This is a genomic window from Paraburkholderia caballeronis (assembly GCF_900104845.1).
GTDB lineage: Bacteria > Pseudomonadota > Gammaproteobacteria > Burkholderiales > Burkholderiaceae > Paraburkholderia > Paraburkholderia caballeronis.
In genome coordinates this window covers 1,193,824-1,218,805 of record NZ_FNSR01000002.1, presented here as the reverse complement: position 1 = coordinate 1,218,805, position 24,982 = coordinate 1,193,824, and the positions used below count along the sequence as shown (strand labels likewise).

Genomic DNA, 24,982 nt, shown 5'->3' with positions numbered 1-24,982 from the left:
TTCTTCGCGGCGCGCGAGCCGGGCATCCCGAGCACAACAACCAGCGAGTGTAATCGTGAGAGTCCGTGGCCTTCTGGTCGGGTGGAATCGTAGCCATGCGAGGTGTCTTCGCGATGACTGCGCCGCCTTCGCCGACGGCAGTAGCGGCAGGCTTGCCTCTCGCCTGTACCCGTCGTCATCAGCGTCTGCCGTCCTGTCGCGCCGGTTCGTCCGGCGTCGCAATGCCCTGTTCGCGCGCGCGTTCGTCGCGATCCATGCAGACGGCGTTGCATCGCTGTTGCCCTAGCGCCTCTTTCTTCATTGCGGTTCGTCGCCTGCGCCGGCTGGTTCGCGCAGCGTCGGCACTCGTCCGCACGCGGCCCGCACGCGCACGCCTCGATACCGTCGCGCCGCATCACGGCGCGAAACGCACCGCCTACCTGATCTCCACGCGCAGCGCGATGCGTTAGCGTCGCTCACGCGTCGTAACGGCACGCGGCGCTGCGTATGCACGGCCGCAAGCCCTGTCGAGTCCGCAGCGCGATCGCGACGCCATTCGCGTCACTTCGCATTGCGGGTCATGCAGACCCTCGCAGAAAGAAAACGTTAGCCATGCAAACCACCCCGCTGGTCGGCGTCACGGCCGACCGCACCGTGATCGGCGCGCACGCGTCGCACGTTGCCGGCGAGAAGTACCTCGCCGCCGTCACCGACGGCGCCCACGCGCTCGCCTTCGTGCTGCCCGCGCTCGGCGAGCGCCAGCCCGTCGCGAACGTGCTCGCCGCCGTCGACGGCCTGCTCTTCACCGGCAGCTATTCGAACGTCGAGCCGCACCGCTACGGCGGCGCACCGGGTGAGCCCACCCTGCACGACCCCCACCGCGACGCCACCACCCTCCCGCTGCTGCGCGCCGCCATCGACGCCGGCATCCCCGTGCTCGCCATCTGCCGCGGCTTCCAGGAGCTGAACGTCGCCTTCGGCGGCACGCTCCACCAGCAGGTCCACGCCGTCGACGGCCTCGCCGATCACCGCGAGAACAAGGCCGATCCGCTCGACCTCCAGTACGCGCCTTCGCATCCGGTCTCGCTCGTGTCCGGCGGCCTGCTGCAACGGCTGGCGGGCGGCGCGGCCGACGCCCGCGTCAACTCGCTGCACGGCCAGGGCATCGACCGCCTCGGTGCCGGCCTCGCCGCCGAAGCCGTTGCGCCCGATGGCCTGATCGAAGCGGTCAGCGTCGCCGGCTCGCCCGCGTTCGCGCTCGGCGTGCAGTGGCACCCCGAGTGGCAGCACGCTCGCGATGCGCTCTCCACCGCGATCTTCCGCGCCTTCGGCGACGCCTGCCGCGCGCGCCTCGCGCAGCGCCTGCGCACCGCCGCCCATGTATAGGCCCGCGCCCCCCGAACTCCCGAGAACCGACATGCACGACATCGACGAATTCCTCCGCAAGCATCACATCACCGAGATCGAGGCCATCATCCCCGACATGGCCGGCATCGCCCGCGGCAAGATCATCCCGCGCAGCAAGTTCGAGTCCGGCGAATCCATGCGCCTGCCCCAGGCCGTCATGATCCAGACCGTCACCGGCGACTATCCCGACGACGGCAGCCTCACCGGCGTCACCGACCCCGACATGGTCTGCGTGCCCGACTCCTCCACCATCCGCATCATCCCGTGGGCGGTCGATCCCACCGCCCAGGTCATCCACGACTGCGTGCACTTCGACGGCACCCCGGTCGAGATCTCCCCGCGCCGCGTGCTGCGCCGCGTGCTCGAACTCTACGAGGCCCGCGGCTGGAAACCGGTGGTCGCCCCGGAACTGGAGTTCTACCTGGTCGACATGAACAAGGACCCGGACCTGCCGCTCGCGCCGCCCATCGGCCGCACCGGCCGCCCGGAGACCGGCCGCCAGGCCTATTCCATCGAGGCGGTCAACGAGTTCGACCCGCTGTTCGAGGACATCTACGAGTACTGCGACATCCAGGGGCTCGAAGTCGACACGCTGATCCACGAGGTCGGCGCCGCCCAGATGGAGATCAACTTCCTGCACGGCGATCCGCTCAACCTCGCCGACCGCGTGTTCCTCTTCAAGCGCACGGTGCGCGAGGCGGCGCTGCGCCACCACATGTACGCGACCTTCATGGCCAAGCCGATGGAGAACGAGCCCGGCTCCGCAATGCACGTGCACCAGAGCCTGGTGAGCGCCGAAACCGGCCAGAACCTGTTCACCGGCGCGGACGGCCAGGCGACCGACCTCTTTCACGGCTACATCGCCGGGCTGCAGAAGTACACCCCGGCGCTGATGCCTATCTTCGCGCCGTACATCAACTCGTACCGCCGCCTGTCGCGCTTCATGGCCGCGCCGATCAACGTCGCGTGGGGCTACGACAACCGCACGGTGGGTTTCCGCGTGCCGCACTCGTCGCCGGCCGCGCGCCGCGTCGAGAACCGCATCCCGGGCGTCGACTGCAATCCGTATCTGGCGATGGCCGCCACGCTCGCGGCCGGTTATCTCGGCATGACGCAGCACCTGAAGCCCTCCGAGCCGCTGTCGAGCGACGGCTACGCGCTGCCCTACCAGCTGCCGCGCAACCTGGAGGAGGGGCTCACGCTGATGGGCTCGTGCGAGCCGCTCAAGGACATCCTCGGCGAGAAGTTCGTGCGCGCGTACCTGGCGCTGAAGGAAACCGAATACGAGGCGTTTTTCCGGGTCATCAGCTCGTGGGAACGCCGTCACCTGCTGCTGCACGTCTGAACCGGAGACCGGACATGAACGACCGTACCCAAACGACGCCGCGCACTACCGCCGGCTACCGCGCGCTCGACGCCGCGCATCACATCCACCCGTTCTCGGACATGGGCGCGCTCAACCGCGACGGCAGCCGCGTGATCGTGAAGGCCGACGGGGTCTATCTGTGGGACTCGGAGGGCCAGCGCATCATCGACGGCATGGCCGGGCTGTGGTGCGTGAACGTCGGCTACGGCCGGCGCGAACTGGCCGGGGCGGCCTATGCGCAGATGCTGGAACTGCCGTACTACAACACGTTCTTCAAGACCACCCATCCGCCGGTGATCGAACTCTCGGCGCTGCTCGCGCAGGTCACGCCGGCGGGGTTCAACCGCTTCTTCTACTGCAACAGCGGTTCGGAGGGCAACGACACGGTGCTGCGCATCGTGCACCAGTACTGGCTCACGCAGGGCAAGGCCTCGAAGAAGTACGTGATCTCGCGGAAGAACGCGTATCACGGCTCGACGATCGCGGGCGCCACGCTCGGCGGGATGGGCTACATGCACGAGCAGATGCCGTCGAAGGTCGAGCACGTCGTGCATATCGACCAGCCGTATTACTTCGGCGAGGCGGCCGAGGGCGTGACGCCGGAGGCGTTCGGGCTGGAGCGGGCGCGGCAGCTCGAAGCGAAGATCCTCGAACTGGGCGCGGAGAACGTCGCGGCGTTCATCGGCGAGCCGTTCCAGGGCGCGGGCGGGGTGATCTTCCCGCCGTCGACGTACTGGCCGGAGATCCAGCGGATCTGCCGCAAATACGACGTGCTGCTGGTGGCCGACGAGGTGATCGGCGGGTTCGGGCGCACCGGCGAGTGGTTCGCGCACCAGCATTTCGGTTTCGAGCCGGACCTGATGACGCTCGCGAAGGGACTCACGAGCGGCTACGTGCCGATGGGGGCGGTGGCGCTGCACGACCGGATCGCGGACGCGATCATCGCGCACGGCGAGTTCAATCATGGCCTCACGTACTCAGGGCATCCGGTGGCGGCGGCGGTGGCGGTCGCGAACCTGACGCTGCTGCGCGACGGCGGGATCGTCGAAAAGGTGAAGTCGGATACCGGGCCGTACTTCCAGCGGGTGCTGCGCGAGACGTTCGAAGGCCATCCGGTCGTGGGCGAGATCGCGGGCGCGGGGCTGGTCGCGGGAATTCAGCTCGCGGCCGATCCGAAGGCGCGGAAACGCTTCGAAAACGGCGGCGAGGTCGGCACGCTGTGCCGCGACTTCTGCTTCAACGGCAACCTCATCATGCGCGCCACCGGCGACCGCATGCTGCTCTCGCCGCCGCTCGTCGTCACCCGTGCCGAGATCGACGAGATCGTCGCGAAAGCGAAGAGCGCGATTGATTCGACCGCGAAGGCGCTCGGCCTGCTGTAACGCCGACGCTGTCGCAGCGATTCAATGCAGCGTCAGTGCGCGCACCGGCACGCAGACAGGGGCGCCGACCCAGCGGCCGGCGTCCGGATCGTACACGGCCCAATGCTCGACGTCGGGCGCGTCGCGCGTCGATGCCGTATCCGCGAGCACCGCTTCCAGCATGCGCGCGAATGCAACGTCGCTCATCGCGTCGATCCGGTCGAACGTCGCGTCGAGCGACGTCGCGCCGATGCCGAGCCACTCCGCGCGCATGAATTCGAACGCCCACTGGTTGAAGCTGAACGTGGTTTCGCCGACGTCGTCGCCGACTTCGAACGACACCTCGAAGAACCGCACGCGCGGCGCGCCTTCCGCGACGACGAGCGCGCCCGCGTCGTCGGTCGCGAAGCCGAATGCGAGTTCGCAGTTCATCCTGCCGCCGAGTTCGCGGATGTGCTCGCGCAGTCCGAACGCATGGAGCGGCACGCATTGCCAGTTGTTGCTGTCGTCGCGGCCGTGATGCCGGTTGCGCAGCGCCGCGTACTGCGTCGCTCGGCAACAAGGCCGGTCTGGTGACGCCTGCGAAGGCGCGCGGAAACGGAAACCTGGTTGAAGCGCTCGCGCTGCATCTGTGGCCGACGCCGACCGCCGGCGATACCGGTGCGCGTTCGGGGCGTTACGCGCAGGGCGGGACGCCGCTTGGTTACGCGGCGCGCTTTCCCGCGCCGATGAAAACGGACGCGGCCGGCGCGTCACCCGGCCGGTATCGACGGAAAGCCCCGCAACTTTGCTGTTACGCGGACGGCGGCCCGCTCAATCCTGCATGAGTCGAATGGTTGATGGGCTGGCCGAACGGCTGGACCGACCTGGCACCGCTCGATGCCGCGCATTTCGATGCGTGGAAACGCGAGAACGGCCCACAAGCCGCTCGCGCGGTTGATCCGTGGTTCAGCGGCGACGCGGGACGCCAGCGGCGCCGGATTCGTGCCGCGCATGGCGCAAACGAAGGTTCCGCAGCGGGCGAAGCGAATCGAAGCGCTCGGCAATGGACAGGTTCCGCACGTCGTCGTGCAGGCGTGGGCGGCGCTCCGCGACGGTGCTGCGGCGAATGACGACGCTTGCGGACCGGACGCGCCGCAGCTTGCGGCCGGGGAGCAATCATGAACCATCGGCAACGCGACGAACGCCTGCACCACGCGGACCATCTGCGCGCGCGAGCACTGCACGACCTCGCACGGGCGCGCGAAGCGCTCGCGCTCATTCGCGACATTGCGGAGTGTCCGCCCGTGGCCGACAGCCTGCCGAATATCGCACGAGTTGCGCGCGCGGCGCTCGCGGGCGCGACGCCGCCCGATCCGTGCTTTCTCCACGGCGAAGAACACCAGGAGCGTATGCCGTGAACGATCACGAAACAGGTACGAAGCGCGCGCACGCGCACCGCGTCACACTCAGCGACCAGGTACGCGCCGAAGCGCTGCGCCGCGGGGGTGCGTGGCCGTCCCTCGCGGATGAATGCGCGCGACAGGCCGAACGCTGGTACGGACACAAGCCATGCAGGGGCGAAGACCTCGCGCTGGTGTTCTCGCAGGTGTTCCGCGCGGAGTAGTCGCGATGCGTGCAGACCTCGTGCCATTTATCATCCACGGCCCGGCGCAAATCTGTTTCAGCGGCGGGCGGACTAGCGGTTTCATGCTGCATGAAATCCTGTGCGCGAACCACGGTTTGCCGGCGGACTGCTTCGTGGTGTTCCAGAACACCGGCAAGGAACGTGAGGAAACGCTGGCGTTCATTGACGAGTGCGCGCGACGGTGGGGCGTGCCGGTAACGTGGCTGGAATGGACCGGTTCATTGAGGGTAAGCCGCAACGTTTCTGTACGTATCGCATCGTGACGTTGGGAACGGCGGCTCGTCATGGCGAGCCGTTCGCCGCGCTTACGCGTGCCGTGAACATGCTGCCGAATCCGGTTGCGCGGCTCTGCACGATCAATCTCAAGATGCGCGCGAGTAGCGCATTCATGCACACGCATGGCTTCGGAGAGTGGGACAGTGTAATGGGTATCCGCGCCGATGAACCGCGACGCGTGGCACGCATGCTCGATCCGGCGCGGGACAACTCAAACGGTATTCCGGTATTACCGCTCGCGCGTGCCAACGTCACGAAGGGCGACGTACTCGCATTCTGGCGCACGCAGCCTTTCGACCTCCAGCTCGATCCGCAGGGCGACTTCGGTAATTGCGATTGCTGCTTTCTGAAAGCGCGTCACAAGATCGTGCGCGCGCTCATCGCGGAGCCGTGGCGGGCCGATTGGTGGATCGAACAGGAAAGCGCGGAACACGGCGCGACGTTTCGCAATGACAGGCCGCCGTATCGCGACCTGAAACGCGAAGCGCTTTTCTACGCGCGCCAGATTCCGCTGGATCTGGAAGACGCCGACGAAGCGCCGCTCGTTGACTGCTTTTGTGGTGACTGACGCAATGGCAAGCGCGCCCGTTATCATCGGTAGCGCGACGCTGTATTGTGCCGATTGCCTCGATGTGCTGCCGACGCTTGCGCGCGTCGATGCCGTGATCGCCGATCCGCCGTACTGCATCCCGCATAGATTCGGCATGCAGAAACATAGGGATGGTGGACTGCGGACCCTTCAGTTTGCGTGGGACGATGCGGCCTTGCGTGAAACAGTAATTGAGGCGGTGAAAACCTGTGCGCGACTGTCCGATACTCAATTCTGGTTTTGTGGACTGCATCAGGCGTCGCTCGTGGCGGATGCACTTCTCGAAGCTGGCATGACCCCGAAGCCTGCCGCATGGGTCAAACTGTCCCCGCCACCCGCGATGAAAGGTAACTGGTGGCCTAGCGGATTCGAACTGGCTGTGTATGCCTATCGACGCGGTGCGTGGTTCGGTGACGCGAACAGCAGGCGTTCGAACGTCTTTAGGTTCGATAGCTACCGGTACGGCCAGCCGGGAAAGGAAGCGCACCCGACACAAAAATCGCTAAAACTCATGCGTTTCATTGTCGGTTCACTCGCAAGGCCGGGCGGCATGGTGCTCGACCCATTCATGGGTTCGGGAACAACGGGCGTAGCTGCGGTCGAACAGGGCCGCGCATTCGTCGGTATGGAACGCGAACGGCCATACTTTGAAATAGCTTGCAGGCGCATCGAAGACGCGCAGCGCCAAAGAATGCTATTCGAGCACACAAGTGAACGGCAATCGTGAATGCCCCTGTCATCATCGGCCCCGCGACGCTGTATTGCGGCGACGCGCTCGCGATCCTGCCGCAGTTATCGGGCGTAGACGCACTGCTCACCGATCCGCCTTACTCGTCGGGCGGCCAGTTCCGTTCCGACCGGATGGGCGACCCGCGCCGGAAATACTTCCCGAACGATTCGCGCGCGCGAACGCTGCCGGATTTCAGCGGTGACAACCGCGATCAACGCGCGTTCTCGTATTGGGCGGCGCTATGGTCGGCCGCTGCATTGCAGGCGTGCAGGCCTGGGGCGTTCGGCATGTTCTTTACCGACTGGCGACAGCTTCCGGCGTCAACGGATTACATGCAGGCAGGCGGATGGGTATGGCGCGGCATCGTGCCGTGGTGCAAGCCCGACGCACGGCCGCAACTCGGCCGCTTTACGGCTCAATGTGAATACGTGATATGGGGAACGGCGGGCGCGTTACCGCCCGATGCTTCGGGAAAAGCGATACCCGGATTTTACGAGTGCGTCGCGCCACGCGACCGGGTACACGTCACGCAGAAGCCGTTACCGTTGCTGCGCGAACTGTTGCGCGTCGTGCCGTCCGGCGCGCTGGTGCTCGACCCGTTCATGGGTTCGGCCTCAACCGGAGTCGCATGCCTGCAAACCGGGCGGCGATTCGTTGGCGTCGAACTTGATCCGGGAAACTTCGAAACGGCATGCGGGCGCATCGAAGACGCACACCGGCAAGGGTTGTTGTTCGACGCAACGGCCAACACGCAGGAACAGGCGCGGCTGACGCTGGGATAAAGAACCCTTTAATCGGTCGTGCGGTAGTTTCGCTTAAAGACGACGCGATCTTTAAACACCTTTTGCAGGCACGCATAAATCCCGCCGAACACCATAAACCCGGCAATTGTGCCGACAACCGCGCCGCCGTTCATGCCATTGCCGACATACAGGCCCGCTATCGTCGCCGCAATCAGGCCGACCGCAAGCAATTTCTCCGGTATACCGTAATGCAATTCAGCAGCGCAGCCAGTACAAACGTGCGCGCCCCGTGGAACTTGAGTGAGGCAATGTGGACATTGAAGCATTAGACATACTCCTGACAGGAGATTGTATTGAAATGCGAACACTCGTTATGCTGGTCCGCATAGGTTATTACTACGCGGCCGAGCCTAGCGAATGATTCGATTTACCGCAATCGAACAGGTTAGAGAACGCGTGGGAGGATCAACGATCTTGCATCGTCAAGATTTGCAGTTTCCCGCAAGCGCTACGTAGGAACAGGCGCGGCTGACGCTCGAATGAAAACCCCGCCGAAGCGGGGCGTGCATAGTGTGCGTACCGGATAGAAACTACTGCGCACGCGGTGGGTCTATTTCAATAGAGTCGAGCATTTCTGTAATGGAAGTAGTCGCCCGCAGATCGTCGCCGGTTATTTGCCGATGGTGACTATCGAAAAACTCAATTTTCGTATCTATAACTAGGGTAATTGGGGTGTCGCCGGTAGGGCTGTGCCAGATCGCCTGAAATTTGTACGGTCCCATTCGCGCACCACCCATATGTGGCATTGTCGGGCTATCTACCCGAATTCCCCATCCGGCGTCAGTCACCGAAAAAGATTGCAATATGAATTTTTTGAATTGTGGTCGCTCATTTAGCATCGGAACAATATCTTCCTTAAAGCTAACGGACCCGTCTGCATAGGCAGCCGGGACGGCAATCAATCCTGTAGCCACAATTACCAATCCCTGCGCAAAAAGTCGATTTATCATTAATCAAATCCCAATATACTTAACCTTTCTCTGCGTATTATTCACCGAGCCGTTTTCCCATGTAGCCTGAACCGCAGCACCGGCGCCCACAAAATTATCAATATGATGACCGATAATGGCACTGCCGGTATCATCTCCGAAACGCAATCCAACCATTTCGATGTCAACTTGTGCGCGCTTCGGTATGATCCTCGGATCAATTGCTATCGAATGATTCTCTCTAACAGGACCGTATGCCCCTTGCACTGAGTCAGTGTACATAAAGGCTACACCGTCTGGGTTGTCAAGATAGTCACGATTTCCATGACTATTCCGATGCCAACCTGAATGCACCTGCGTCGGTCTAATGTACCTCCCGTTGGACGCCTTGCCTGTACCCTGCATTACCACGCCACGCGCGCCGTAGAGAAAATCGCGTTTGTGATAGTCATTCGTGCCGTGAGCAAGAACTGACTCGCCTGAAAAGTCACTCTCAAAACAAACGTGATACCCTGTTATAAGGAATGTACTCTCATACCACGCGTCTTTTAGAGTAACAGACAACGCGATGGCCGTTATATCAGCGTCGGCAACAGTAAGCGATAGGATTCCAGGTTCGCGCGATTCAAGAATGACCATTGCACAACCGTTCGAATCAGTCGGCCCTGATAGCCGAACAGTATCGCTAGTGCGATTGCTTTTTACAGTAAAACTGCGGCCCGATAGGGCAACACCGCCGCGACTTTCCACCGTCGCTTTGATCGGCAGATGATAGAGAATCTTCCCATGTTGTACGTGCGCACTTGATGGAATCATAGGTAATTTGTCGCCGTACTTGTTATCGGGAATCTCCCACGCCAATACGTTCGCCGCGATCTGAACCACAACACACGAATCGGGGTTCGTATTTGTGCATGCGGTGTCGTGAACCGTCACATAGTTAGTGCTATCCGGCATTCTTATTTCTCCACTTGAAGTTTCAGGCTTGATGCACTTCGCGTAATCACGCGTTCGGTTTGCCCGCCTGCGTTCGTTGTTCCAGTTATCACCCGCTCTCCATCAACGACGATCCGGTAACGCACAGCGGCGAGTGGTCGGCGGGCGTCATCAACCAAAGTAAATTGCTCATCGTATGGCGCAGTTTGCTCAACTCTAGATGGCGATTTCGCTACAGTAGAATGCTCGGTATTCGTATTTTTATGAACGAAGCACTTGGCGTCCGAAGCGGCGATTACGCGATTCTTTCCGCACGGGCATAGAACAGGATCGTTATCAAGCACAACCCGCGTTCCACGGTTCCGCATTTTGTCGCCGGTTCCGTGCATCGGCCACGATCCCTTGCAGTTGCCGCAAGTTGCGTGTTCGCCGTCCAGGGCTAGTTTTTTCCCTTTATCGTGAATCATCGCTTTTAATGCAATGACACGCCCGCCAGTCGTTGTAGCGTCGCTGTCCCTTACTACGGGAATTCGCATCATTCGCTCCCGGCAATTTCGAGTATTAGCCGCCTTGCTGCGTCCGTTGCGATTCGTTGCGTCATTCCCTGCGAGTCGGTTACTCCACTAGCTACAACCTCTGAGCCTATGAGAACACGATACGGTAGATTCGCGCACGGCTTACCATCGCTACTTTTGAGTGTGTATTGCTGGTCATAGATAAGGGCCGTAGGCGGCGACGCGACGGACGGTTCGCCGTCGCTTTCGGAATAGAAGGCGTTAGAAGAGCCGGCGGCAAAAACGATATTTTTTCCGCAGGGACAGAGAACGCGATCACCGTCTTTCACATACGGTACGCCGCCGTCCATCCAGTCGCTGGCAGTGCCATAGATCGGCCAGGCACCCTCGCAGTTTCCGCACGTCGCCTTATTCTCTTTTCGAGCGTATGCCTTGCCTTTTTCGTTAAAAAAACCGCTATAGCCGAACACAACTCCGCCAGTAGAAGTGCGGTCCCCATCGGCGACCAGTCGATCTGACATTTCTTGTCTCCTGTTCAACGCTCGATTTCAAGCGTTAGGTTTTGGCTCCCGTTTGTCACAATGCGCTGCGTCTGTCCATTCGGGCCAGTTACGCCGCTTGCAACCACATTCAAGCCAATACGCGCGCGATAGCGGATATTGCGCAATGGGTGCCCTTCGGTATCGGTGAGGGTGAAACGTTCGTCGTAAGACAGTACGGCGTTAGCGGCGCTCGCGCGTGTGGTTTGTTGGCTTATATCGCCGCCATCTTCAATGATCCAGTTTCGCCCATATCGCGCGATGACCTGGGGCCGTTCGGGACACTTGCAGAGAACATAATCGCCGCCGACCGCCTGGCGTCGCCCCCCATTCTCCAGGTCTATCAATCGGTGTTCGTTGCTAACACGCGCGCCGCCCATAATTGTTCCCGTGCTATTGCACTTCTCGCAGTGAGCCTTGTCTCCGATAAACGCCATGCTCCTTTCGCGGCCGTCTGGATCGTCAATAAAGCACGACTTGCTCCACGCGTAGACGCGGCTATTCGGGCCGCTTGTAAGCGGATCGCCGTCCACAATTGCGTAATAGACGGACATCGTTAGTCCTTTTGCTTAGTGTGCAACGTCGAGATACAGGCGCTTCGTGCCATCTGTGGTAACGCGTTGCGTCTTTCCGCGAGCATCGGTAACGCCGCTAAGAACGGTTTCAGCATTAACACGCACGCGATAACGGACACCCGCAAGCGGGCGTCCGTGTGAATCAGCAAGCGTGTATTGCTCGTCGTATGTCGCGGTTTCGCGCATCGCAACACGGCGCGCTTCGGCGGCTTTACGCGCCTCGTATTCTTCGGCCATGTCATCGCACCATGACTCGCCCGCCAGCTTCGCGACGATACGGGGCGGCGTTGCGCAGTTGCAAAGGACGATATCGCCATCCGCCGCCGTTTCGCCCATAAAGTTGATACGGCGCGGACCGCCTGACTTGGCAATCGTGCCGATGCTGTTGCAAGCCTCGCAATACGCGCTGCCACCGATTAGTGCGACCTGCCGGCCGCCATTGCCCCATGCGCAAATAGGCCCGCTGTAGGGTTCGATTTGGCCGCCCGTATCGAGTTGATCGCCGACGACTGCAATACGACGCATCATGCTTGCCCCCTTACTGGCGCGTCGGTGCGACGCCGTGCTCGTCAACGGGAACGAAACTCGTTGACGTGCGCGGCTCGCGGTGCGGGCTGTCCGTAATCATGTCGCCGTTGTCCAGCAAGCTACCGACAACGGCAAAGCCCATTTCGGTATTGCCTGGCATGCCGATGCCGGTAATGATGCGTGCGCGGGTTCCGTCCTCGTACTCGACAAAATCGCCAATGCTCGCGGCCTTGCGGTGCGTTCCGTCGACATCCCATTCGCTTGATACCTCGCGCACCATGCCACCCCGTGCGGTAGTTGCGCCGAAAACGGCAAAGCGCGCGACCGGCTTGCACGGCGGCGCTACCCAGGCCGGATCGAATAGCCCCTCTATCTGCTTACCTTCTTCAAGGAAAATGCCCGTGTCCAGTTCCGCCCAAAGGGTTTTAACAATGCGGTCGCCGTTACTCAGGCGACTGCCAACGAGTGCATACGGCGAGCCTTTGCAGGTAGCGGCATATCCCGCACCGTCGATAATCACGGCTTCCGCGCCGTCACGGTACGTCACCACGTCGCCGACGCATGCAATGGGAAGGCCCGCGAGTTTTCCCGCGCTCCCGGTCGATACACGCCCGCCGCGTTCGGTGAGCGCGCCCACGGTAGCGAAGCGGTAAAGCGTTCCTTTGCGTTCCGGTTTCGACATTTCGTAATCTCCTGATTCAGGAAAGCGCCTTTGGCGCAGGTTGCGCGTGAGCGTGCAGCTAAATCACGCCCTGATTCTTGATCGGTTGCCGGTTCCCCCAACCACATAGGTTAAGAATCGTTAAACACTGACCCCAATTCATGCGGTACGAATAAACCCAATGAAATTTGACATTCGCCAAAACGTGTCTAAGATGGCGATTAATTCGGATGGTGTTGGTCTCTACCGAATTCCTGAAACCCGCTACGGCGGGTTTTTGCATTTCTGGACTGTTCCCGATCCGGGCGGATTTCCGACCATGCGCGTTATCTATTCGAACCACGCGGCGGCATTGCGCGATGCGTTGCGCCATACCGTCGAGCGCGGGGGCATGTCGTCGCTCGGCGTGCTGCACCAGGGCGTGCCGTCCGAATCGACGCTGACCGGCACCGACGCGACCGCACAGGCCGGGTGTATCCGCCGCCAGTTGGACCGCCTCGCGCCCCTGTCGCGCGCGCTGCTCGTCGTGGCGTATGCGCCGCCCGCGCTGCGGTGTTCGTGCGGGTCGCGCTGCTGCTCGGGGAGTTACCCGAATCCCGAATGGAACGAAGCGATGCGCGTGATACTCGCGCACGTCGCGCCGCTGCTCGCCGGGCATGCCGCCAATGAAAAGCTGCACCGCGCGATCATTGCGAACGCACTGACACGCACGCGCGAAACGGCGGTGAGCCTCGCGGAACGCTGCGGCGTGAACCGTCATACGGTCGCCGCGTACGTCGCGATCATTGAGGCGGATCTCGTCGGAAACCGGCACGTTGCGGGCCGCCTGGACAATGCGGTTGCACGCATTGATACGCTGCTGCGTGAGGCGGGCATCGTCGCCGACGACATGCAGGCACAGGCGGCGTGACGCTACGGAACCAGCAGTTCCAGTTCGGCTATGCGCATGGTGAGCGTGTGAATCCGCTCCCAAAGCCGCTGATTCTCGGACTCTGATTCGACCAGGCGGTTAACCAGATCGTCGCGGCTGTAGTCGGTCGGAAAGATGCGCCGCTGCGGTTCGGCGGGCGCTCACGCGCGAAGGCGAACCAATCGCGCTCGCAGAGGAACGCACGGCGACTTTCGCAAACTGGCTGTCGATCCGCGCGTGTTCGCCAACCATCGAAGAACAGAGCCGTATCGCAAGCGCCTATGCGCAGTCCGACCAGCGGCGCGCGTCGGTTGCCTGTCCTCACTGCGGACACCGGCAATTTCCGGAATTCTTCGCGCATGTGAAGTGGGCGCGCGATCCGGACGACGAAACGCGGCATCTGCCGAAGACCGCGCGCATTTACTGCGAAGCGTGCGGCGCGGCGTGGAGTGAAGCGCAACGGCTGCGCGCGCTCGCACCAGACCGCCGGTCAGCCGAGCCGGTCAACCGCGTTGCCTCACGGCCGTCGGTTCGAGGCGCACGAAGCAGACGACCGATGTCTTGTCCGCGTGTCGCGTTCGAGGAGCGGCATCCGGCACGCATCGCTTTTCACGGGCACATTCGGAATCGCGTTGTGTTCAGGCATCGCGGGCACATCGGCCGATGCGCGGCTCGTGGAAGTTCACGCAGCAGGTGGCGGCACAACGCGGTGACGTCATTCTGTCCTTCGACGTCCGTCTTCGAGTCTTTGAACTGTGGCTTCTGTGCCTCCCGCCATCGTCTGTCATGGGGAAAGTCGCGCAGACCGGGCGTTCATGCGTTGCGGCGGGGGCCGGACCGGCGCGCCGAACCCTCAATCTGGAAGCGGTCCTATCGGGTTCAAGCCCGCCGATAACCGACCCATTCGTTACGCTCATCGAATCAATCCGCCGATGCGCGAACGACCATTTGCACAAACGCTATTGAAGCGGCCGCACCATGCGAATCGCCCACTTGCGTCCGCGCGAACTCATCCTAGACTTGAACATTCCCTCCTCCTGCCCGCCAGCGACTACACCATGCGACTCACGATCCTGATCAACGGCTCCGACCCGACCGTCAACCACGATTACGCAGTGCTCTGGCTCGACACCGAACAGCAGCGGTGGTCGCGCGAATCGCATGCGGGCATCGAACTGCCCGAATGGGGCGAACTGCGCGACACCGGCGGCGTGACAACGCTGTGCGCGCCGAGCGCGGACAAGCCGCTGTGCACATTGAGCGGACTGCACGTGGACCGGCGCCAGCAGGTGAGTACGTCACAGGGCGACGCGACGTGGTCGTGCGAGCTGTCGCATGCGCCGATGAACGGCTACTGGCGGCTGCAGGCCGTCGATCGCCAGCCGATCCGCGCGGAGCATTCGCTGTTCGCGGATTGAGCGGTGCGGGGCGTTGCCCTCTCGATCTCTCCAGCTACCCATCGTTACACGCTGACGCTGCGCGGCGCATTGCGCCACGCAGCGGACTTCCGTTGTCCGAAGAAAAATCGAACGGTCGCGCTGCATGACGCAGGCGGAAACACAAGCCGCCCGAACGCATCCGGGCGTCGCACTCCGCGCATGACGCGCGACAATCCGCGCGCCCGCCTCCTCGCCCCTCTCTGACCCGCCTCCGCCGACACCGCCGCGCGCGTTGGGCAATCGCGCACCCGCCCGCTATACTGGCGGGCCGCCGATTTCCCCATGCCCGCTTTTGCAGATGAAGAAGCTGTTTGCGTGTCTGTTGATGGCCGCCGCGAGCCATGTTTTCGCCGCGCCGCCGTGTTCCCGGTTCGTCCCCGACGGCCAGTTCCCCACCCTCTCGAATGCGCGCATGGCGCCGAAGACCCGCGTGCTGTGTTACGCGGACTTCGTCGTGCTGCATTCGGGCGTCACGCATGGGCCGCTGTGGTCGGCCGAGCACCTGACGCGCGACCACCTGGACGCCGCGAAGGAGATGACGCGCACGAACCGCTTCTTCGAGGACGACCGGCTGCCGCCCGGCGAAGGCGCGACGCTAGCCGACTACAGGCGCAGCGGCTTCGACCGCGGTCACATGAGCCCGGCTGGCAACCGCTGGAACCCGGAGGCGATGGCGCAGTCGTTCTCGCTCGCGAACATCGTCCCGCAGAACCGCGAGAACAACCAGCGCCTGTGGTCGCGGCTCGAAACCGCGGTGCGGCGGATCACATCGAAGGACGGCGACGCGTATGTCGTCACCGGCCCGCTGTTTTCCGGCTCGCAGTTGCAGACGATCGGAGCGTCGCGCGTGTTCGTGCCAACGCAGTTGTTCAAGGTGGTCTACGTGCCGTCGCGGCGGGTCGCGTTCGCGATCGTCGCCGACAACGTGTCGACGAACCGCTACGATATCCGCACGGTGCACGAACTCGAAGCGGCGAGCGGCATCCGCTTCCCCGGCATTCCGGAGAACCTGAAGGACCAGCGCCCAGGAGGACTAAAAGGTGTTTGACGCATACGCGAACGACGACGACGTGCTGAACGTGCAAGGCGACGCGCTGACGGTGGCGAACGGCCGGACGGCCGTGCGGATCGCCGGCGAACTGGCGCTCACGCGCGACAGGCGCGGCCTCGCGGCCGCGCTCGCGCTGAAGGCCGCGCTCGACAGCGTGGTGGCCCGCCTGCAGGCCGATCCGCATCTGCCCGCGAAAGTCGCGGACGAACCGGACGCGAAACCCGGCGTCATCGACAATCCATTCAACTGACAGCTAACCAGCGCGCGGCCGTTCACGCCGGAACGGCGTGCCCTCGCCCGCGCTCCCCGCGCGGGCCATCAGCGTGTTCGACGGCGGCGTCTCACATCGCGCCGCCAGCCGCGTGGGCCATCGGCGGCATCGGCACGGTGCCGCGAATCCACGGATGGTCGGCAAGCGCCGCCATCTCGCGATCGCCCCGGCTGTCGCCATACGCGTACAGCGTGCGCGGCGCCCGTTCGCCCCACCACGCGCGCAGCCGCGCGGACTTCTCCGGCCCCCAGCAGTTCCTGCCCGCCAGCCGGCCGGTATAAGCGCCGTCGCGCCATTCGAGTTCGCTGGCTAACACCGTGTCGATGCCGGCCGACGCCGCCCACTTGCGCAGATACAGCGACGGCGACGCGCTGACCAGCACCACCTCGTGACCGAGCGCCTGATGCTCGCGGATGCGCGCGAGCATGTCGTCGCGCAGCAGCGCGGGCAGCCGCTCGCGGACGAACCGGTCGGCGGCGGCGTCGAGCGTCTCGAAGCGCGCCGGGCCGAGCGCCGCGAACAGGAAACGCGCCTTCGCGCGGCCACGGTCGGCAAGCCGCAGCGGTACGCCGGCGATCGACGGCAGGCAGCGCAGCGCGGCCAGCACGAACCGCGCGGGGCCGGCCGCATGCAGCACGAATGCGCGAAAACTGTCCGACGTGGTGATGGTGCCGTCGAAGTCGAAGGCGGCGACGATGCGGTCGGTCATCGGGGGAATCCGGTCATGGCGATCACGGCCGGGATGGCCGGGAGAAGGAGATACGGGACATTGTCGGTGCAAACCGGAAGTATCGGCAATCCGCGCGGCTGCTTAGATTGATCGTTACGATCAATCTGTATACGCATCGATCAACATCGCAACGCTGGGGCGTAGAGCGCGCCCTCTATGTCTGTCCGCAGCCGCGCCGTCTCGGGTAATCTGCGCGGATCGGCAGCACACAACAACCCGGAGACGGAGCGGCGCCCATGAAAACCCTGACCGATCAACTGGCGCAATACGCCGCCTATCACCGCGACCGCCGCAACATCGCGACCCACTTCGTCGGCATTCCGCTGATCGTCGTCGCGCTCGCGATCCTGCTGTCGCGGCCCGCGTGGACTCCGGCCGCATGGCCGGTCGCGCTGTCGCCCGCGTGGCTGCTGTTCGGCGCGGCGACGCTCTATTACCTGGCGCTCGACGTGTCGCTCGGCATCGCGATGGCGGTCGTGTCGGCGGCGTGCGTCGCGTCCGGCGCGTGGTTCGCGCAGCAATCCACGACATGGTGGCTCGGCGGCGGCATCGGCCTGTTCGTGATCGGCTGGGTGTTCCAGTTCGTCGGGCATGCGGCTTACGAGCATCGCAAGCCCGCGTTCGTCGACGACGTGATCGGGTTGCTGATCGGCCCGCTGTTCGTGCTCGCGGAAGCGTTGTTCAGCGCCGGCTGGCGGCCCGCGCTGCGCGCCGCGATCGACGCGAAGGCCGGGCCGGCGCGCGCTGCGGGTCACGAAGCGCGCGCCGGACGCACGCCCCGCACCGGTCATCGCTAGAAAAATGCGCGGCGTCGACGCCGTGCGCGGCTCATCGCGACAACCGCACCAGCCGCGCGCTATGCAGCGCGACGAGCGCGACCGCGAGCCAGATCGGCACGTAGGTCGCAAGCTGGCGCGCATTCAGATGCTCGCCGAGCAGCGTCACCGACACGACGATAAGCAGCACCGGCTCGACATACCCGAGGATGCCGAACAGCGCCATCGGCAGCATCCGGCTCGCCTTCAGCCACGACGCGAGCGCCAGCGTGCTCAACACGCCGAGTCCGGGCAGCAGCACGAACGTCAACAGCGCGCGGCCTTCGAGCAGCGCGAACGAGCCGCCCGCATACGCCTGAAACACGGCGAACGGAAACAGCAGCGTCATCTCGACCGCGAACGCGGTCATCGGATCGACGCGCAGCCGGCGACGCAGCATGAAATACGGCGGATAACCGATCATCACCAGCACCGTCGGCCACGAAAACGCATGTGTCGCCCACAGTTCGTGCGCGACGCCGGCCGCCGCGCACGCGACCGCGGCCCACTGCAAACCGTCGAGCCGCTCGTGATAGTGGAAGCGTCCGACCAGCACCATCATGAGCGGCAGCAGGAAATAGCCAAGCGACACTTCGAGCATCCGCCCGTGCAGCGGCGCCCACAGGAACACCCACAACTGCGAGCCGAGCAGCGCGGCGGTCACGGCGAGCGAAAGCGCGACGCGCGGCTCCGCGCGCATCCGCGCGACGAGCGCGCGGAACTGCGGCCAGCGTCCGCGCAGCGCGATCAGCAGCAGCGCGCCCGGCACCGTCCAGACCACGCGCCACGCGAAGATGTCGAGGCCGCCGAGCGGCCGCAGTAGCAACGTGTAGGCGGAAAGCAGCGCGAACAGCGCCGACGCGCCGACCGAAAACGCGAGGCCGCGTCCGTAATCGAACTGGTTCATCGAATCGGCGGCGCGAACAGCGGACAAGAAGGCAGGGAAAACACCAGGGCGGTCGCGGACGGACCCCGTGGACAAGCGTTGTTCGTCATCGGATGTAAAGGTTTTCACCGGCGGTCGTGCGCCGCCGCTACTGGCCGCCGGCCGTGCTGCCGCCGCGACGCAGCCGGCATTCTAGACCGGTTGCGCGATGCGCGGGCATGCGCCGTGCTGCTACGGGGGGCATCGCGGCGCAGCGCGAATCGGCCCGTGCGGATCGCGCCGCGATGGACTAGAACGTAAGTCTCGCGTTCCGGCGCGCGTCGTCGGCAAGCGCGCAACCGTCACCCGCGTTACTCTGCATCCCGCCCTGCCATTCATCCATCCCGGAGCCCGCATGATCCGTCCCGCGCCCCATCCCGCGCCTCTACCCGCCGTCGCCAGCGGCTTCGCCGCCGACGTCCGCGCCGGCCTCACGCACGCGCCGCAGAAGGAACTGCCGTCGAAATACCTGTACGACGAAGTCGGCTCCGCGCTGTTCGAAGTGATCACCGTATTGCCCGAATACGGCGTGACGCGCGCGGAAGAACGCCTGCTCGCGCGTCACGCGGCCGACATCGTCGGCGAGTTGTCGTCCGACGTGACGGTCGCGGAACTCGGCAGCGGCAGCGGCCGCAAGACCCGCCGCATTCTCGAAGCGTTGTGCCGCCGGCAGCCAACGTCGTATTGCCCGATCGAGATCTCGCGCGCGGCGCTGCAACTCTGCCGCCGCGAACTCGGCGACATCGAGCGCATCTCGATCGTCGGCTACGAGCGCGACTATCTCGCGGGCCTCGCGGAAGTCAGCCGCCAGCGCGCGGACGGCGAGCGGCTGCTGGTGCTGTTTCTCGGCAGCACGATCGGCAACTTCGCGCGGCTCGCGGCGACGCGCTTCCTGCGCGACATCCGCGCGATGCTGAAAAGCGGCGACACGCTGCTGCTCGGCACCGACCTCGTGAAGCCGGTCGAGACGCTGCTCGACGCGTACGACGACCCGATCGGCGCGACCGCCGCGTTCAACCTGAACCTGCTCGCGCGGATCAACCGGGAACTCGACGCGGACTTCGACCTCGACGCATTCGAGCACGTCGCGCGCTTCAATCCCGATGCGCGCAGCGTCGAGATGCATCTGCGCGCGAAGCGGCGCGTCGAAGCGCACGTGCGCGCGGCGGCGTTGTCGGTATCGCTCGAAGCCGGCGAGACGATCTGGACCGAAAGCAGCCACAAGTACCACGCCGACGAGATTCCGGCGATCGCGGCCGACGCCGGGTTCGAATGCCGGCGTCAGTGGGTCGAGAAGGAATGGGGGTTCGCGGAAAGCCTGCTCGCGGTGAAGTAGCCGGCAACCGCGCGGATTCCGGCGACGAAGCGACGGCGAAGCGACGGCGAAGCGACGGCGAAGCGACGGCGAAGCGACGGCGAAGCAACGACGAAGCAACGACGAAGCAACGACGAAGCAACGACAAAGCGGCGGCGTTGCGCGCGCGTCAGTGCTGCTCGAAGCGTTCGTAACGCTTGTCGCTCGACCGCTCCTCGCTGACCAGATCGGTCACGCGCGCGGCAGGCGGCCCGCGCCGCAGCCATGACAGCATCCGGTCGATCTCGTTCGCCGGCCCCTGGATCACCGCCTCGACCGAGCCGTCTTCGAGATTGGCCACGTAGCCGCGAATGCGCAGCGCGTGCGCCTGTCTCACCGTGGCGTGGCGAAAGCCCACGCCCTGCACCGTGCCGCGCACGCGCACGTAGTACGTTTCGATGCGCGAATCCAGATCAGGTCCGGTCATCGTTCTCTCCTCTTTCCCATTTCGGTACGCTCTTCAGGGCGGCATTGTAATCGTCCTCTCCCGCGTGCGCCGGGGCGGCCGCATCCTGCACGCGCGGGTGCATCGCCGGTACATCCAATCGCCCGCATCCGTGCGCGGCGGTTGCCGCGGCGCACGCCGCGAGCGCCGCGCGCCACGTACAATCCGTGCCACACCGACTCCGGGCGGCGCGTCTCGCCGCCGTCCGCCACCGACCATGGAAGCGAATCCCGAATGACCGATTCCCAACGCGATCTCGTGCTGATCACCGGCGCGTCCGGCTTCGTCGGCTCGGCCGTCGCCCGCATCGCGCAGCAGAAGGGCTTTGCGGTGCGCGTGCTGGTGCGCCCGACGAGCCCGCGCACCAACGTCGAGACCCTCGACGCGCAGATCGTGACCGGCGACATGCGCGACGTCGCGTCGATGCGCACGGCGCTCGCCGGCGTGCGCTACCTGTTCCACGTCGCGGCCGACTACCGGCTGTGGGCGCCGGACCCGCACGAGATCGAGCGCGCGAACCTCGAAGGCGCGGAAGCGACGATGCGCGCGGCGCTCGACGCGGGCGTCGAGCGGATCGTCTACACGAGCAGCGTCGCGACGCTGAAGGTGACGGGTTCGGGCGCATCGGTGGACGAGACGTCGCCGCTGAAAGCCGATCAGGCGATCGGCGTGTACAAGCGCAGCAAGGTGCTCGCGGAACGCGCGGTCGAGCGGATGATCGAGCAGGACGGACTGCCGGCGGTGATCGTGAATCCGTCGACGCCGATCGGCCCGCGCGACGTGAAGCCGACACCGACCGGCCGCATCATCGTCGAGGCGGCGACCGGCAAGATTCCGGCGTTCGTCGATACGGGACTCAACCTCGTGCACGTGGACGACGTCGCGGCCGGGCATTTTCTCGCGCTGGAGCGCGGGCGCATCGGCGAACGCTACATCCTCGGCGGCGAGAACCTGCCGCTCCAGCAGATGCTCGCGGACATCGCCGGCATGGTCGGCCGCAAGCCGCCGACCATCGCGCTGCCGCGCTGGCCGCTATATCCGCTCGCGCTCGGCGCGGAAGCGGTCGCGCATTTCACGAAGCGCGAGCCGTTCGTCACCGTGGACGCGCTGAAGATGTCGAAGAACAAGATGTACTTCACGTCCGCGAAGGCGGAACGCGAACTCGGCTATCGCGCGCGGCCGTATCGCGAAGGGCTGAAGGACGCGCTCGACTGGTTCCGCGCGGCCGGTTATCTGAACGCGTGAGCGGGCGGCGACGGCGAGCGGTTCCGTACCGATCGCGTGCCGATCGCGCAATTTGTTACAACTTTTGTTGCAACATGCGCGCAACGGCGCGGGACGCAGCCGCGCTGCGAGCGGGTAAAATCGCGGGTCTTACCTGAAGAAGCCTCGCATGAATCTTGAAGACCAGATCGGCGCGCTCGAAGCGGGCGTCGATCAGCTCATCCAGGTCGCCGCCGCGGCGCCTGCCGCGCAGTCCGCCGAACCGGCGTCCGTAGCCATAGAACAGCCTGCCGTTATTCCCGAAACGTCCGCCGACGCGGTAACCGAACAGCCGGCTGGCGTGAACACGCCGGTCGAGGCCGCGGAAACGGCCGTCGCGATTCCGTCGCACGACGACGACGCCACGGCCGAAACATCCGCGCCTGACAGTGAAACCGCCGTGGCCGTTGCGGAAGCCGAAACCGCAGACGCAACCGCCGCCGAGCCGCCGACGCTCCAGGTCGGCCGTCCGTCGCAGAACGAAATCACGATGACGATCGGCGGGCAGACGGTGTCGCTGCACCCGATGCAGGTCGGTCAACTGATCGAGGAACTGGCGAACGCGCGCGCGTCGATGCTGCCGGAGCCGCCGCCCGACATTCCGCCGGGCTGGCGCTTCGCGTCGACGCGCAATCCGGTGATGGCGGTGCAGAAGCAGTCGAACGGCGACCGTCTGCTGGTGATGCGCCATACCGGCCACGGCTGGGTGCCGTTCACGTTCTCGCCGGACATGGTGATCCAGATGTACATGATGCTGACGCAGCGTTAACGCGCCGGCATCGTTTCACGCCGGGGCCGCCGGATCGCGCGGCTCCCGATAGCACGCACGGCGCGGCGGTCAGCGCCCCTGCACCGGCGCCTGCACGCGCGCCTTCCACTGCCCGCCCTTGCCGCGCCAGAAGCGCCACGCGGACGCGAACGTCGCGCCGACGTAGAACAGCGCGACGAGCGGCAGGAACGGCGCCCACAGCGGCGAGCGCCGGTAATAGCCGAGCATCGGCGCATACGCGCAGCACATCGCGGCCCATGCAAGCCACGCGGGCCAGCCCTTCGGCCCGAGCACGAGCGCGACAACGGGGGGCGCCAGATAGATGATCGCCATTCCCGCGAGCGTGCCGGCCAGTTGCCACGCCGAATAGTGCAGCTGCGTGAACGCGGTGCGCGCGATCATGTTCCAGATGTCCTTCCAGCTATCGTACGGACGCAGCGACACGCTGCGCGCGGCGACGTCGAGCCGGATCGGATGCCGGCCGCTGCCGCGATGCTTGATGCGCGCGGCGAGGCTGCAATCGTCGATCAGTTCCGCACGGATCGACTCGATGCCGCCCGCCTCTTCGAGCGCCGTCCGGCGCACCAGCATGCAGCCGCCGGCCGCCGCGGCGGTCCGGTTGCGCGGGTTGTTGACCCACGAGAACGGGTACAGCTTCGCGAAGAAGAACACGAACGCCGGAATCAGCGCCTTTTCCCACAACGAGTCGCAGCGCAGCCGCACCATCAGCGAGACGAGGTCGCGGCCTTCCGCGATGGCGCGCGCGACGAGTTGCGTGAGCGCGTCGGCCGGATGGCCGATGTCCGCGTCGGTCAGCAGCAGGTAGTCGGCCGGCAGCCCGAGCGTGCGCACCGCGTCGATCCCCTGCGACTGCGCCCACACCTTGCCGGACCAGCCCGGTGGCAGCGGCTTCGCCGTCACGACCGTCAGCTTTTCCGGGCATTGCAGCCGCAGCGCGGCCGCGCGCGCCGCATCGGCGGTGCCGTCGGTGCTGTGGTCGTCGATCACGATCACGTGGAAATCGCCCGCGTAGTCCTGCGTCAGCAGCGACGCGACCGCCTCGCCGATCGCGTCGGCCTCGTTGCGCGCCGGCACCACGGCGACGGCCGCCGGCCAGCCGCCTTCCGGCGCGACGGCCGCGACCGGCTCGGCCGGGCGGGCGCGCCAGAAGCCGCCGCGCGCGAACAGCAGCACGCACCAGATCAAGAGGGACAGACAGGACAGCGCAAACAGGATGGTCGTGATCATGCATTACCCTCGATCGACGGCAGACGCGCGCCGACGCGCCGCGACAGCCACATCGCCGCCGTGCGCAACAGAATGATCGCCCAGTCGGCTGCGTGCAGCGCCGGGCGGTTGTAGAAAACGTCGTAGTCGGCGTGCTCGATGCGGTCCAGCACCCGCAGCGCGCCGTGCACGACGCTGCACAGCTCCAGCCCGAAACGGCCCGGCACGCGCAGCGCGAGCGGCGCGCCGCGCACGATCAGCGCACGCGCGTGCGCGATTTCGTGGCGCATCAGCGCGCGCCACGCGTCGTCGACAATGCCGGCCGCGATGTGCGCCTCGGACACGCCGAAGCGCCGCCGCTCCGCGAGCGGCAGGTACACGCGGCCGCGCTGCCAGTCGGTCGGAATGTCCCGCAGCAGGCTGACCAGTTGCAGGCCGGTGCAGATCGAATCGGAATCGGCCAGATTTTCCGGCGTCGCGGCGCCGATCAGGCGCAGCATCAGCTCCCCGACCGGATTCGCGGACCGGCTGCAATAGTCGAGCAGCGACGGCCGGTCCGCATAGCGCATGGTGTCGACGTCCTGCTCGAACGCCGACACCAGCTCGTAGAACGGTTCCAGCGGCAGCCCGTGGCGCCGCACCGCGTCCGCGAGTTTTGCGAACAGCGTCGGATGCACCGGCGCGGCGCGGCCGCGCGCGACCGCGTCGAGGCCCGCGCGGAAATCCGCGAGCCGCGCGTGGCGCTCGGGCGGACTCCAGTCGCCTTCGTCTGCGATCTCGGCGGCGGTGCGGACGACGTGATAGATCACGCCAACCGGGGCGCGCAGCGCCTTCGGCAGCAAAACGCCCGCGACCGGGAAATTTTCGTAGTGGTCGGCTTCCATCAACGGGGTTACAGGAGTGGTTTTTACCCGGCTGGCCGCTGATGGCCGACGGGATGGGTATTCTAAAGGGTTCGCGCG

At 65.0% G+C, this 24,982-nt stretch carries 32 protein-coding genes and 1 pseudogene; 19 read left to right on the top strand and 14 right to left on the bottom strand.

All coding sequences use genetic code 11. From position 1 onward, the window contains the following. The first annotated feature begins 591 nt into the window (after positions 1-591). From BLV92_RS21955 to BLV92_RS21945, 3 genes are read left to right on the top strand one after another with little or no spacing between them, the layout of a single operon-like run. Positions 592-1,365: a gamma-glutamyl-gamma-aminobutyrate hydrolase family protein gene (locus BLV92_RS21955; RefSeq protein WP_090548770.1), complete on the top strand. Its 774-nt coding sequence runs from the start codon at positions 592-594 to the stop codon at positions 1,363-1,365. 31 nt (positions 1,366-1,396) lie between these two features. Next, entirely contained in the window at positions 1,397-2,731 is a 1,335-nt protein-coding gene (locus BLV92_RS21950; RefSeq protein WP_090548767.1) for a glutamine synthetase family protein, read from the top strand. A gap of 14 nt (positions 2,732-2,745) precedes the next feature. Beyond that, complete coding sequence (locus BLV92_RS21945; RefSeq protein WP_090548764.1) at positions 2,746-4,134, top strand: aspartate aminotransferase family protein; 1,389 nt, start codon at positions 2,746-2,748, stop codon at positions 4,132-4,134. Between the two features lie 21 nt (positions 4,135-4,155). Here BLV92_RS21945 and BLV92_RS21940 read toward each other — a convergent pair whose 3' ends face one another. After that, positions 4,156-4,599, bottom strand: a complete 444-nt coding sequence (locus BLV92_RS21940; protein ID WP_090548761.1) for a hypothetical protein — start codon at positions 4,597-4,599, stop codon at positions 4,156-4,158. Between the two features lie 393 nt (positions 4,600-4,992). Here BLV92_RS21940 and BLV92_RS32175 point away from each other — a divergent pair, with 393 nt between their 5' ends. The 7 genes from BLV92_RS32175 to BLV92_RS32375 are packed head-to-tail and all read left to right on the top strand — an operon-like array spanning position 4,993 to position 8,117. After that, positions 4,993-5,277 carry a hypothetical protein gene (locus BLV92_RS32175; protein WP_167627130.1) on the top strand — a complete coding sequence of 95 codons (285 nt, stop codon included), beginning with the start codon at positions 4,993-4,995 and terminating at the stop codon, positions 5,275-5,277. Next, positions 5,274-5,513 carry a hypothetical protein gene (locus BLV92_RS21925; protein WP_090548752.1) on the top strand — a complete coding sequence of 80 codons (240 nt, stop codon included), beginning with the start codon at positions 5,274-5,276 and terminating at the stop codon, positions 5,511-5,513. Before BLV92_RS32175 ends, BLV92_RS21925 begins: the two co-directional genes overlap by 4 nt. Further along, positions 5,510-5,719, top strand: a complete 210-nt coding sequence (locus tag BLV92_RS21920) for a hypothetical protein (protein WP_090548749.1) — start codon at positions 5,510-5,512, stop codon at positions 5,717-5,719. Before BLV92_RS21925 ends, BLV92_RS21920 begins: the two co-directional genes overlap by 4 nt. Positions 5,720-5,724: 5 nt before the next feature. Next, positions 5,725-6,003 (top strand): adenine nucleotide alpha hydrolase family protein, encoded by a 279-nt coding sequence (locus BLV92_RS32675; protein WP_244283888.1) that lies wholly within the window; start codon positions 5,725-5,727, stop codon positions 6,001-6,003. Beyond that, positions 5,949-6,584: a hypothetical protein gene (locus BLV92_RS21915; RefSeq protein ID WP_244283887.1), complete on the top strand. Its 636-nt coding sequence runs from the start codon at positions 5,949-5,951 to the stop codon at positions 6,582-6,584. The genes BLV92_RS32675 and BLV92_RS21915 overlap by 55 nt, the downstream gene beginning before the upstream one ends. Then, positions 6,562-7,332 carry a DNA-methyltransferase gene (locus BLV92_RS21910; RefSeq protein ID WP_143040716.1) on the top strand — a complete coding sequence of 257 codons (771 nt, stop codon included), beginning with the start codon at positions 6,562-6,564 and terminating at the stop codon, positions 7,330-7,332. The genes BLV92_RS21915 and BLV92_RS21910 overlap by 23 nt, the downstream gene beginning before the upstream one ends. Continuing rightward, positions 7,329-8,117: a DNA-methyltransferase gene (locus tag BLV92_RS32375; protein ID WP_090548743.1), complete on the top strand. Its 789-nt coding sequence runs from the start codon at positions 7,329-7,331 to the stop codon at positions 8,115-8,117. The genes BLV92_RS21910 and BLV92_RS32375 overlap by 4 nt, the downstream gene beginning before the upstream one ends. Positions 8,118-8,125: 8 nt before the next feature. Here BLV92_RS32375 and BLV92_RS21900 read toward each other — a convergent pair whose 3' ends face one another. The 8 genes from BLV92_RS21900 to BLV92_RS21880 form a co-directional block, all read right to left on the bottom strand. Beyond that, on the bottom strand, positions 8,126-8,404 hold the full coding sequence (locus BLV92_RS21900) for a hypothetical protein (protein WP_143040715.1): 279 nt from the start codon (positions 8,402-8,404) through the stop codon (positions 8,126-8,128). Between the two features lie 264 nt (positions 8,405-8,668). After that, entirely contained in the window at positions 8,669-9,088 is a 420-nt protein-coding gene (locus BLV92_RS31720; protein WP_143040714.1) for a hypothetical protein, read from the bottom strand. A gap of 3 nt (positions 9,089-9,091) precedes the next feature. Further along, positions 9,092-10,024: a 3D domain-containing protein gene (locus BLV92_RS21895; RefSeq protein ID WP_090548737.1), complete on the bottom strand. Its 933-nt coding sequence runs from the start codon at positions 10,022-10,024 to the stop codon at positions 9,092-9,094. Positions 10,025-10,026: 2 nt separating this feature from the next. Further along, a complete protein-coding gene (locus BLV92_RS32370) occupies positions 10,027-10,539 on the bottom strand; it encodes a PAAR domain-containing protein (RefSeq protein ID WP_177197994.1) in 513 nt (170 codons plus the stop codon). Beyond that, positions 10,539-11,039 carry a PAAR domain-containing protein gene (locus BLV92_RS31715; RefSeq protein ID WP_110332512.1) on the bottom strand — a complete coding sequence of 167 codons (501 nt, stop codon included), beginning with the start codon at positions 11,037-11,039 and terminating at the stop codon, positions 10,539-10,541. The genes BLV92_RS32370 and BLV92_RS31715 overlap by 1 nt, the downstream gene beginning before the upstream one ends. 14 nt (positions 11,040-11,053) lie before the next feature. Beyond that, on the bottom strand, positions 11,054-11,611 hold the full coding sequence (locus BLV92_RS31710; protein WP_143040713.1) for a PAAR domain-containing protein: 558 nt from the start codon (positions 11,609-11,611) through the stop codon (positions 11,054-11,056). A gap of 15 nt (positions 11,612-11,626) precedes the next feature. Beyond that, positions 11,627-12,160 carry a PAAR domain-containing protein gene (locus BLV92_RS32670; RefSeq protein WP_244283886.1) on the bottom strand — a complete coding sequence of 178 codons (534 nt, stop codon included), beginning with the start codon at positions 12,158-12,160 and terminating at the stop codon, positions 11,627-11,629. Positions 12,161-12,170: 10 nt separating this feature from the next. Then, complete coding sequence (locus tag BLV92_RS21880) at positions 12,171-12,842, bottom strand: PAAR domain-containing protein (protein ID WP_110332511.1); 672 nt, start codon at positions 12,840-12,842, stop codon at positions 12,171-12,173. 160 nt (positions 12,843-13,002) lie between these two features. Between BLV92_RS21880 and BLV92_RS21875 the strand changes: the two genes are divergently transcribed. The 5 genes and pseudogenes from BLV92_RS21875 (at position 13,003) to BLV92_RS21855 (ending at position 16,471) form a co-directional block, all read left to right on the top strand. After that, positions 13,003-13,731 carry a hypothetical protein gene (locus BLV92_RS21875; RefSeq protein WP_143040712.1) on the top strand — a complete coding sequence of 243 codons (729 nt, stop codon included), beginning with the start codon at positions 13,003-13,005 and terminating at the stop codon, positions 13,729-13,731. 166 nt (positions 13,732-13,897) lie between these two features. Continuing rightward, positions 13,898-14,626: pseudogene (locus tag BLV92_RS33125) on the top strand (phage terminase large subunit family protein); the annotation flags it as partial. Between the two features lie 163 nt (positions 14,627-14,789). Then, positions 14,790-15,149: a DUF3564 domain-containing protein gene (locus BLV92_RS21865; RefSeq protein ID WP_090548729.1), complete on the top strand. Its 360-nt coding sequence runs from the start codon at positions 14,790-14,792 to the stop codon at positions 15,147-15,149. A 319-nt stretch (positions 15,150-15,468) separates the two neighbouring features. Beyond that, positions 15,469-16,218 carry a DNA/RNA non-specific endonuclease gene (locus tag BLV92_RS21860; protein WP_090548726.1) on the top strand — a complete coding sequence of 250 codons (750 nt, stop codon included), beginning with the start codon at positions 15,469-15,471 and terminating at the stop codon, positions 16,216-16,218. After that, positions 16,211-16,471, top strand: a complete 261-nt coding sequence (locus BLV92_RS21855; RefSeq protein WP_090548724.1) for a hypothetical protein — start codon at positions 16,211-16,213, stop codon at positions 16,469-16,471. The genes BLV92_RS21860 and BLV92_RS21855 overlap by 8 nt, the downstream gene beginning before the upstream one ends. Positions 16,472-16,562: 91 nt before the next feature. Here BLV92_RS21855 and BLV92_RS21850 read toward each other — a convergent pair whose 3' ends face one another. Then, complete coding sequence (locus BLV92_RS21850) at positions 16,563-17,201, bottom strand: HAD family hydrolase (protein ID WP_090548721.1); 639 nt, start codon at positions 17,199-17,201, stop codon at positions 16,563-16,565. 257 nt (positions 17,202-17,458) lie between these two features. Between BLV92_RS21850 and BLV92_RS21845 the strand changes: the two genes are divergently transcribed. Next, positions 17,459-18,019 carry an Mpo1 family 2-hydroxy fatty acid dioxygenase gene (locus BLV92_RS21845; RefSeq protein ID WP_090548717.1) on the top strand — a complete coding sequence of 187 codons (561 nt, stop codon included), beginning with the start codon at positions 17,459-17,461 and terminating at the stop codon, positions 18,017-18,019. Positions 18,020-18,050: 31 nt separating this feature from the next. Here BLV92_RS21845 and rarD read toward each other — a convergent pair whose 3' ends face one another. Next, entirely contained in the window at positions 18,051-18,944 is an 894-nt protein-coding gene (gene rarD, locus BLV92_RS21840; protein ID WP_090548714.1) for an EamA family transporter RarD, read from the bottom strand. 373 nt (positions 18,945-19,317) lie between these two features. Here rarD and egtD point away from each other — a divergent pair, with 373 nt between their 5' ends. Then, positions 19,318-20,298 carry an L-histidine N(alpha)-methyltransferase gene (gene egtD / locus BLV92_RS21835; RefSeq protein WP_090548711.1) on the top strand — a complete coding sequence of 327 codons (981 nt, stop codon included), beginning with the start codon at positions 19,318-19,320 and terminating at the stop codon, positions 20,296-20,298. Between the two features lie 148 nt (positions 20,299-20,446). Here egtD and BLV92_RS21830 read toward each other — a convergent pair whose 3' ends face one another. After that, complete coding sequence (locus tag BLV92_RS21830; RefSeq protein ID WP_090548708.1) at positions 20,447-20,743, bottom strand: acylphosphatase; 297 nt, start codon at positions 20,741-20,743, stop codon at positions 20,447-20,449. Positions 20,744-20,995: 252 nt separating this feature from the next. On the opposite strand from BLV92_RS21830, the gene hpnA reads away from it, so the two are divergent. Together hpnA and BLV92_RS21820 are read left to right on the top strand one after the other, a co-directional pair. Then, complete coding sequence (gene hpnA / locus BLV92_RS21825; RefSeq protein WP_090548705.1) at positions 20,996-22,006, top strand: hopanoid-associated sugar epimerase; 1,011 nt, start codon at positions 20,996-20,998, stop codon at positions 22,004-22,006. 148 nt (positions 22,007-22,154) lie between these two features. Beyond that, positions 22,155-22,793 (top strand): hypothetical protein, encoded by a 639-nt coding sequence (locus BLV92_RS21820; RefSeq protein ID WP_090548702.1) that lies wholly within the window; start codon positions 22,155-22,157, stop codon positions 22,791-22,793. A 69-nt stretch (positions 22,794-22,862) separates the two neighbouring features. On the opposite strand, the gene BLV92_RS21815 is transcribed toward BLV92_RS21820, so the two are convergent. Together BLV92_RS21815 and hpnC are read right to left on the bottom strand one after the other, a co-directional pair. Beyond that, positions 22,863-24,041 (bottom strand): glycosyltransferase, encoded by a 1,179-nt coding sequence (locus tag BLV92_RS21815; protein ID WP_090548700.1) that lies wholly within the window; start codon positions 24,039-24,041, stop codon positions 22,863-22,865. Next, the gene (gene hpnC / locus BLV92_RS21810; protein ID WP_090548697.1) at positions 24,038-24,904 is read right to left on the bottom strand and encodes a squalene synthase HpnC; all 867 of its coding nucleotides are present in this window, start codon (positions 24,902-24,904) and stop codon (positions 24,038-24,040) included. Before hpnC ends, BLV92_RS21815 begins: the two co-directional genes overlap by 4 nt. Between the last annotated feature and the right edge of the window lie 78 nt (positions 24,905-24,982).